The following is an 8,651-nucleotide window of genomic DNA, read 5'->3' on the forward strand; positions in this document are numbered from 1 at the left end:
GCGCCGGGTCGCCGAAACATGCCAGCAGGACGGCGTCGCACCCCGCCAGGTCCAGGCCGGCAAGGCAGTCCATGGCGACCATGCCCGCCATGCGCAAGGCCTTGGGCGATGCGATATACCGCGCCCCGCGCGGCGCCGTCATGCCGCGCACCGCCCAATCCGGCAATTGGCGCCGCGCGATCGCCACCAGTCGGGCGGTCAGCGCGGCATCGGTATTGGGATTGAAAAGCAGAAGCCGAGGCACGGCGTCCCCCTTGCGACCAGGGCGGAAGCGGAAGAGCCTCGCCGCTCGCCATCCTATTGTTCATCTTTTTTGTTTACAATCTATAAGTGGCAGCCCTTTCACTGGACAGGGATGCGGCGGCCATGCATGACGTTCACAATCGATCATGCGCCTCATGCTACCGAGACAGCCAGAACCGCCATGTCCATGACGCTTTCGTTTTTCGACCCGACCGATTCCAATGGCCTCGCGCCGGAAGAAGCCACGATCGCGAACCGGATCCGCGACGCGATCCTCGAGCGGCGCCTGCCGCCGGGCAGCAAGCTGCCCGAGGAGCATCTTGCGGAGACCTTCGCGACGACGCGCGCGCGCGTCCGCCGCGTCCTGCTGGCATTGTCACGCGAACATATCATCGTGCTGCAACCGGCCCGCGGCGCCTCGGTGGCCCGGCCGACGCCCGAGGACGCGATGCATATCCTCGCAGCGCGCCGCGTGCTCGAAATCGGCACCGTCGAACATCCTTGCCGGAAACTGACGGACGAGGCGTACGAAACGCTGCGCGCGACGATCGAGCGCGAGCGCGAAAGCCATCGCCAGAATGATTCGGTGAACATGATCCGGCTGTCCGGCCAGTTCCATCTCGAACTCGCCCTGGCCGTCGGCAACCCGGTCATCGCGGCGATGCTGCGCGACCTCATCCTGCGGACGTCCCTGATCATCGCCCTGTTCGAGCGGCGCAAGGCGACCTGCTGCCTGACCATGGATCACGGGCAAATTCTGGCGGCGATCCACGAAGGGGCGACCATGGAGGCGGCACGCCTCATGGCGCGGCATCTGCTGGAAATCGAGGGCAACATGGATTTCTCCCTCGCCCCCCCGCCCGTCACCTCGCTCAGCTTCCTTCTCGCCCCGTCATGACGATCCGCATCCGCCGCCACGCCCCGGCGGCAAGCCGGTGCCGCTAGCCCGGGCCTCGGGGGATGGCATGATGGGATAGACCCGTCACGACATGGTCCACGTCACCGTTTTGCAGAAAATCCCACGACGCTGCGTGGTTCCGACCGACCGCGAGAGGCCCCGGAAAACAAAACGCATGTCCGATGAACACCGGTTCACCGGACATGCGCCATGCCATGGTTTCGCCCGACGGCCCTGCCTGCTCGGATGCGCGCATCCGAGCAGAACCTGAGTCAGCCGTGCTTCATGTCTTCCAGAATGGCATCGCCGGCACGCAACGACAGCGCCGCCATCGTCAGGGTGGAATTGACCGTTCCCGACGCCGCCATCGTCGCCCCCGTCGCCAGGAACAGGTTCGGATGGTCATGCGTCCGCAGCCATTGGTCGACAACGGAATCCTTGGGGTCATGCCCCATGATGGCCCCGCCGGTGATATGGTTGTTCGGCGTGAAATAGGGCGTCATCTCGATTTCCGTACCCCCCATGGCCTGGGCGATCTTCATCAGATGCTGGCGTGACAGAACCGCCGACTTGCGGACATAGTCGCCGACGTCATACGTCACTTCCGGATGCGGAATCCCCAGCGCGTCGCGATGATCCTTCGACAGAACCAGGCGGTTTTCCGGATTCGGCAGGATCTCGTGATTGGCGTAGATATCCACGCCATGCGCCGAACGGCGGCGGATCTCCTCGTCCAGCTTCTTGCCGACCAGCCCCAGGGACAGGGCCTTCATCCCGGCGCGGGAATTCTGCGCCGTGTTGTTGTAGCCGATCTGGATGGCGGCACGCTCCGAACGGAACGCGCCGTCGCGGAAATTGGTGATCGAACTCATCTGCACCGACCCGCCGCCGGCCCAGACGGGCTCCGCCGCCTGGAAGCTCATCCCGATCCCCGGGTGATCCATCATGTTGCGGCCGACCTGGTCGGACGAATTGGCGATCCCGTTGGGGTTGCGGTCATTGGCCGCCAGCAGCAGCAGCTTGGGCGTCTCGATGCCGTTGGCCGCGATGACGAACGTCTTGGCGACGACGCGGTGCGTCCCCTTGTCCGGATCGTAATAATTCATCGCGACGATGTTGTTCTTCGCGTCCGTCTCGATCGCGTAGACGACGGCGTTGGCGATGATCTTGGCGCCGTGGCGCTCGGCCTTCCACGCCCCGTAGACACCGTGATACATCGCGCCGATCGGACAGATCGGCATGCAGTTATTGTTGCCGCAGCACTGGGGACGGCCGTCATAGGGACGGCTGTTGCGGGCCTGGGGCACCGGCGTATTGTCATAGCCCAGCGGCTTGACGATTTCCGTGAAGAGACGATCCCCCGGGCCATAGGGCATCGAATCCATCGGCCACGGATTTTTCCTCGGCGCCGACGGAATGATCTCCTGTCCGTTGGGGCCCTTCACGCCCATTTCCAGTTCCGCCGCGTAATAATACGGCTCCAGCTCGTCATAGCTCATGGCGTAGTCGCGGCCGACGCCATACGTCGATTTCAGGCGGAAATCGTTCGGCAGATACCGCCAGCTCGACGCGGCCCAATGCCAGGTCGTGCCGCCCACGCCCTTGATGATGCCCTGACGATACGCGCTGGCGTCCGGCCCCTTGACGATCAGATAGCCATTGTCCGGAAAATAATTGGTATGCGGCGCCCACGGGACCGACGGGTACGGCGTGGCGTAGTCGTACAGGGACTTGTTGTTGGGCGGCATGTTCCGCCAGTTCTCGACGATCTGGTCGCGATCCCTGTGCGGACCCGCGTCGAGCAGCAGCACGGACAGACCGTTGCGCGCAAGCTTGTGCGCCAGCATGGAGCCGCAAATGCCCGCGCCGACGATGACGACATCCGCCGTCTGCGTATCTTGTGCCATGACTGAAATTTCTCCTGTTTCCCGGCGGCTCAGGCGGCGCGTCTGGACTTGAGGGCAAAACGAAGCACCAGAGCGAGAACGCCCAGGATCACGAGACCGACGACAGCCAGGACCGCGATGACCGAAGGGTCGGCAAGCTTCGCAATAGGGACCTGCTTGCCGCCCGCGCGGACCGTGGCGACGGTCTCGGCGGTCACCGAAGCCTGCGCGTTGCCGAAATGCGCCAGGACGTAATTGGCGATCGAGGCGACCTGCTGATCGGACAGCGACTGCACCAGGGAATGTCCGTCGAAACCGGGCATCAGGATTTCACGGCCACCGACCGTCCGGTCGACGCCGAAAAGAATGCTCGCGACCAGGTCGTTCGGGTTCAACTGACCCGTGGTCGTGTTGCCGACCAGCGAGGGATAATATCCGTCGGCACTGCCCCTGCCATCCGACTGGTGGCAGCTAGCACAGACCGATTCGTACAGGACATTGCCGGCCGCCATGGTCGTGATGGTGCTGTCGCCGCGCCGCGCATTGGCGGCGGCGTAATCGAACGGCGCCGCCTTGCCGCCATGCGCGAAATTCGCGACGCTCTGGCCCGGCTCGCCGATCGTCGGCACCGATTTCACATAGACCGCGATCGCCGCCAGGTCATCCGGCGTCAGATACTGGAAACTATGCTCGACGGCTTCGGCCATCGGTCCCGCGGCACGGGCATGGGCGGTTTTGCCCGTCTGCAGATAGGTCTGAAGCGCCTGGCCGGACCAGCCGCCGACCCCGGCCACGACATCGCTGGTGATGTTGGGCGCCCGCCACGATCCGACATCTCCTCCGGCGAGATAGGCCGATGTCTTCGGTGCCAGAATGATATTCCTCGGCGTATGGCATTCTCCACAATGCGCGAGGCCATCGACGAGATATTTGCCGCGATTCCATGCGGCGCTCTGCGCGGGATCGGCAACGTAGGGCTTGCCGACGACGCCGCTCAGCAGCTTCCAGCCCCAAAGGGACGCCCGGATCGAAAACGGGAACGGAAGCCGGGTTTCCGGCGCAGGCCGATCCACCGGCCTGACCTCGTGCATGAGGTAATCGTACAGCGCCGCAACGTCGTCGTCCGTCAGCAGACTATACGACCCGTAAGGCATCGCCGGATAAAGCTGGGCGCCATCCGCCCGCACACCATGCCGAATGGCGCGGGAGAATTGCTCGAGCGTATAATTGCCGATGCCGTATGTCCTGGACGGCGTGATGTTCGTCGAATAGATCGCCCCCATCGGCGATGCGATGGCATATCCGCCCGCCAGGAACGCGCCGTCACGGCCGTTGGTGTGGCAGGCCGCGCAATCGGCAGCAACCGCGAGGTAATGGCCGCGGCTCATCGGCTCTCCCTGCGATGCTTGCGCATGCGACGGCGCCGCATACCCCGCCAGGACCAACGGAGCCGCCAGCCAGAAACGCCGCAGCAGCGTTCCGGACTTCGAGACAGAATTCTTCAATGTTTTCGCTCCCGTTCAGAATTGCGGCATTTGCGCGACGGGAGCAGGTTCGGCGACCCAGTAATTCGGGCCGTTATGCGCATAGGTCGGAATCACCACGACATCGCGCGCCGGCTGATACATCAGGGCATTTTCGAACGCATAGACCTTAGCATCGGTGCCGTCTTCTATCACGCCGGAATACCAGCCGCGAATGATCTGCAGCAGCGTGTCATGCAGCGGATTGCCGCGCAGCGATTCTTCCAGCGCCTCGACGTCCGCCGGCTTGCTGTCCGCAACCGTCTTGATCAATGCGGCAAGCTGATCCGGAAAAGCCGTGCTCTGGGCACGCAGGGCCGCCAGAAGAGACCGCCCGACCAATGGGTCGAGATTGTCGTGTCCGGTTGCGAAACGGGAAAAGGCGACGAATTCCGCCGTGTCGTCCCCCGCCGCGCCGCCGATCCCCTGGGCCATGGCCGACCGGAAGGACGGTGCGAACAAGCCGAGAGCCGACGCGCCGGACACCATCAGCATATTGCGGCGGGACACCATACGGCCGCGCGCGCGCGGCGTCCCCCGCATTTCAGTATTTTCCATATCTTTTCCGATTTATCGAAAGCGTGAATTTAAAAATTCAAGAAATACGCAAAATCTTCTTCCCAGCGTCAGCGGACTTTACCAGAAGGGTGGACAATCCATAATCGCGGAAATTTGTGAGCGCAATGCGCCGGGACCGCGGACGGGAGGGCGAACAGGTAACTTTTTTTTGACCACGAAAAGGAGAGTCGTTCATTTGGAAAAACAGCCCATCAATTACACGATATCAGAAGAATAATTCCATAATTCGCAGTTAATTATAAATATTTGAATATTATTTCAAATATAAACCTATCAAATTCGGTATTCTGCCGGGATTTTACGAAATATTAATATAATTTTTATATAATATCAATTTTATTATATGATTTCTTAGGCAAAAATAAATAATTATTTATGTTATTTTATTTTTCCCGCAGCATTCACAGAACATATTAAACAGATATTTAATTTAATACCCTAAGTATAAATTATTATTTAATCTGGCGATACTTCCACGATTTTATGTTCTGTAGATTTTACACCGTATATTTTTTGAAACGGACCTTTCCGAAAGAAAAATTTTCCGTCTCGGGACCGGCGGCTCTCCTTGGACAACACGGACATCCATGGAGCGCAATAACGGAATCGAACAGTCTATGCTAAGCCGGATCCCAGTGATCCATGCCCCGATACGAAAGAAGACTTGATGCCCCCATTCCCCTCATGAATCGAATGCCTCTTTTTCACAGATAAAAAATTTCGCTGTTTCCCATAGGACTCCAATGGTTGGACGCAAGAAATGTCACCATTTACGTCACTTCATTGAAAGTGCCGCATGGTTCCTTGTCGCTTTTGTTCTGACATCTTTCTGTCATTCGCACGGGGCGCATGCCCAGGCCCATGCCCAGACCCAGGCCCAGGCCCAGGCCGTCCCGCATGACCTGATCGACCAGGGCGCGCCGCCGCCGGAATATCAGGGGATCGCCTATCCCATGGATAATGTCGGTGAATTCAATGTCGGCCCCATCATCCCGACGCTGGCAGGCGCGCCGCATCTGTTCGGCGACTGGCATGGCATCCAGCCCTGGCTGGTCAAGCGCGGCATTTTCCTGAATTTCTCTCTGAACGAGGAATATATGGGCAACATCACCGGCGGCAAGACCCGGGCGAACGTCCTGGCCGGCCAGGTCGCCGGAGAGCTGGATATCGACTGGCAACGCCTTGCCGGGGTGAACGGCTTCTGGACCCATATGCTCGTCGTCAATGGACACGGCCGGAGCTTCAGCCAGGCCGTGGGCGATTCCGTTACCAACCCCGAACAGATCTACGGCGCGCGCGGCAACGTGGTCGCCCATCTCGTCGAACTCTATGCGGACAAGACCTTTTTCAACAAACACGTCATCCTGTCCCTGGGCGACATCCCGACCGGCAGCTTCTTCTCCTTCGATTATACGGCCTGTTTCTTCATGAACGTCTCGGTCTGCAGCAATTTCGCACCCGGGAAATACAATCCCGGAGGCCGCGACTGGCCCTCGGGGAATCTGGGCGGCGTTCTCAGGATCCGTCCGACCGATCAGACCTATATCATGGGCGGCGTCTTCGCCGTCAGCCCGCACGCCTATAATGGCGGCATTTCGGGTTGGGCCATGGCGCAAAGCGGCCTTGGCAAGGTGACGTCGCAGTTCGAAATCGGATGGATGCCCGAATTCGGCCGGGACAAGCTGCGCGGCAACTACAAGATCGGCTATTGGTACGACAATTCGCGCTATCCGAACCTGTACGAGGACATCAACGGCAATTCCTTCCAGGCCACGGGTCAGTCGCGCCGCTATGAAGCCGGCATGAACGTCGCCTGGCTGATGTTCGACCAGATGCTTATGCGCAACGGACCGGGCCTGACCAACGGCCTGATCATCGAAGGCGGCGCAGGCTATGCGCAGGGCAACGAGGTCGCCATGCGCGACCGCGAATGGGTCGGCTTCGTGGACAGCGGCACGTCCTGGCGCCGGCCGGGCGATTTCGTGGGCATCCTGTTCCAGCATGTCGACATGAGCCGTACCGTCAGCCTCCAGCAGGAATCCTCTCAGGCCCTCGGACAGCCCTTCCTGTCCAATCAATGGGGTCCGGTTTACGGAATCCAGAACTGGGAAAACATGTACGAGGCATTCTACAGCATCAACCTGGCACCGGCGACGAACCTTCAGGCCGATTTCCAGTATATGCAGCATCCCGGCGCCACGACGACCTTCAAGGACGTCGCCGTGCTCGGCGGTCAGTTCACGACGAATTTCTGATGCGTCCCGCCGGGCCGAAGATGCCCTTCACACGACCCCCGGCGGCCTGTTTATATGAAGCCTGCTTATATTAAGCCCTGCTTGTATAAGCCCTGCCCGATCGGGACGGCACGCCGTCCCGCCCCTTTCCCACTCTCCCATCGACGGCGAACCATCATGCGCTTTCTCTCCGGCCTGTCCCTCTCATTCGCGGCCTCTCCCGACGCGCGGCGCACGCCGGCGCGCGGCGCGCTGGCTGCGGCCTGCATGCTCGCCACGGGGCTGGTCCTTTCGCATCCTGCCCTGTCCCAGGAGCGTGCCATGGACCTCGGCACATCGCTTGCCTTCATCGCGCACGCGGAGCACGCCGCCGAGGCCCGGCATGCGCATGTCGCGATCGCCATCGTCGATGCCGGCGGCAATCTCGTGGCGTTCCAGAAAATGGACGGCACGCAGCTCGGAAGCGTCAGGCTCGCGATCCTGAAGGCCAAGACCGCCGTGAACTATCTCCGCCCGACGGCGGACATGGAACACGCCTTGAACGCCGGCAATTACATGATCGCCACCCTGCCGGATACGCTCCCCGCGGGCGGCGGATATCCGATCATGGCGAACGGCAAGCTGATCGGCGCCCTCGGCCTCAGCGGCGGCGAAGGCGAAACGGATGCGACTCTGGCCAAAGAGGCCGTCACCCGAGGCGTCCAGACCATCAAGTGATGCAAACCGCCATGCCGCGTCGTCCCGAACGGGTGAAGCGGCATGGCGGTTGCCGATGTCAGTGAAAATCCCTCGACCTGACGGAAATGGTCGCGGCCGCGCTCTCGAAACGCCCGGCCCCGGAGACGTCCCGGTTCCCGACATCGGCGAACAGGGGGGAAAGATCGGTCAGTTCCAGGGTGACCAGGTGGACGACGTCGCCCTCCCGCTGAACGCGCCCCTTCGCGGCCAGCATGGTCGCGGACAGGATGACCCGGCGATATTTCTCGAAAATATCCGGCCAGATGAGCAGATTGGCGATTCCCGTCTCGTCCTCCAGGGTCACGAAGCACACGCCCTCGCCTGACCCGGGGCGCTGGCGCACCAGCACCACGCCGGCGGCCTCCGCCCGGCATCCGTCGCGCATCGCCATGGCGGCGCGGCAGGAGACGAATCCCCGCTGCCGCAGATCCTCCCGCAGGAAAAATACCGGATGGGCGCGCAGGCTCAGCCCCACCATGTTGTAATCGTCCACGACCTCTGCCCCGGCCGGCAGCGGCGCCAGCGCGATCGCCGGCTCGAGGGTTTCCCG

Annotated in this window: 8 protein-coding genes; 3 read left to right on the top strand and 5 right to left on the bottom strand. The window is 61.4% G+C overall.

Features of this window, described 5'->3' with window-relative positions:
- Positions 1-244: aspartate/glutamate racemase family protein (locus HUK84_RS06700; protein ID WP_218064255.1), on the bottom strand; the 244-nt coding region annotated here is incomplete at its 3' end.
- A gap of 180 nt (positions 245-424) precedes the next feature.
- Between HUK84_RS06700 and HUK84_RS06705 the strand changes: the two genes are divergently transcribed.
- Entirely contained in the window at positions 425-1,141 is a 717-nt protein-coding gene (locus tag HUK84_RS06705; RefSeq protein WP_246285473.1) for a GntR family transcriptional regulator, read from the top strand.
- 272 nt (positions 1,142-1,413) lie between these two features.
- On the opposite strand, the gene HUK84_RS06710 is transcribed toward HUK84_RS06705, so the two are convergent.
- The 3 genes from HUK84_RS06710 to HUK84_RS06720 are packed head-to-tail and all read right to left on the bottom strand — an operon-like array spanning position 1,414 to position 5,093.
- Entirely contained in the window at positions 1,414-3,048 is a 1,635-nt protein-coding gene (locus HUK84_RS06710; RefSeq protein WP_176639592.1) for a GMC family oxidoreductase, read from the bottom strand.
- Positions 3,049-3,077: 29 nt separating this feature from the next.
- Complete coding sequence (locus HUK84_RS06715; RefSeq protein WP_218064256.1) at positions 3,078-4,532, bottom strand: c-type cytochrome; 1,455 nt, start codon at positions 4,530-4,532, stop codon at positions 3,078-3,080.
- A gap of 15 nt (positions 4,533-4,547) precedes the next feature.
- A complete protein-coding gene (locus HUK84_RS06720; protein ID WP_176639593.1) occupies positions 4,548-5,093 on the bottom strand; it encodes a sugar dehydrogenase complex small subunit in 546 nt (181 codons plus the stop codon).
- 989 nt (positions 5,094-6,082) lie between these two features.
- On the opposite strand from HUK84_RS06720, the gene HUK84_RS06725 reads away from it, so the two are divergent.
- Together HUK84_RS06725 and HUK84_RS06730 are read left to right on the top strand one after the other, a co-directional pair.
- Positions 6,083-7,384 carry a carbohydrate porin gene (locus HUK84_RS06725; protein WP_246285478.1) on the top strand — a complete coding sequence of 434 codons (1,302 nt, stop codon included), beginning with the start codon at positions 6,083-6,085 and terminating at the stop codon, positions 7,382-7,384.
- 156 nt (positions 7,385-7,540) lie between these two features.
- A complete protein-coding gene (locus HUK84_RS06730; RefSeq protein WP_246285474.1) occupies positions 7,541-8,080 on the top strand; it encodes a GlcG/HbpS family heme-binding protein in 540 nt (179 codons plus the stop codon).
- Between the two features lie 58 nt (positions 8,081-8,138).
- On the opposite strand, the gene HUK84_RS06735 is transcribed toward HUK84_RS06730, so the two are convergent.
- Positions 8,139-8,651, bottom strand: a 513-nt coding sequence (locus tag HUK84_RS06735; protein WP_246285475.1) for an OB-fold nucleic acid binding domain-containing protein, incomplete at its 5' end; no start/stop codon positions are given.

Source organism: Nguyenibacter vanlangensis, assembly GCF_013376155.1.
Classification (GTDB): Bacteria; Pseudomonadota; Alphaproteobacteria; order Acetobacterales; family Acetobacteraceae; genus Gluconacetobacter; species Gluconacetobacter vanlangensis.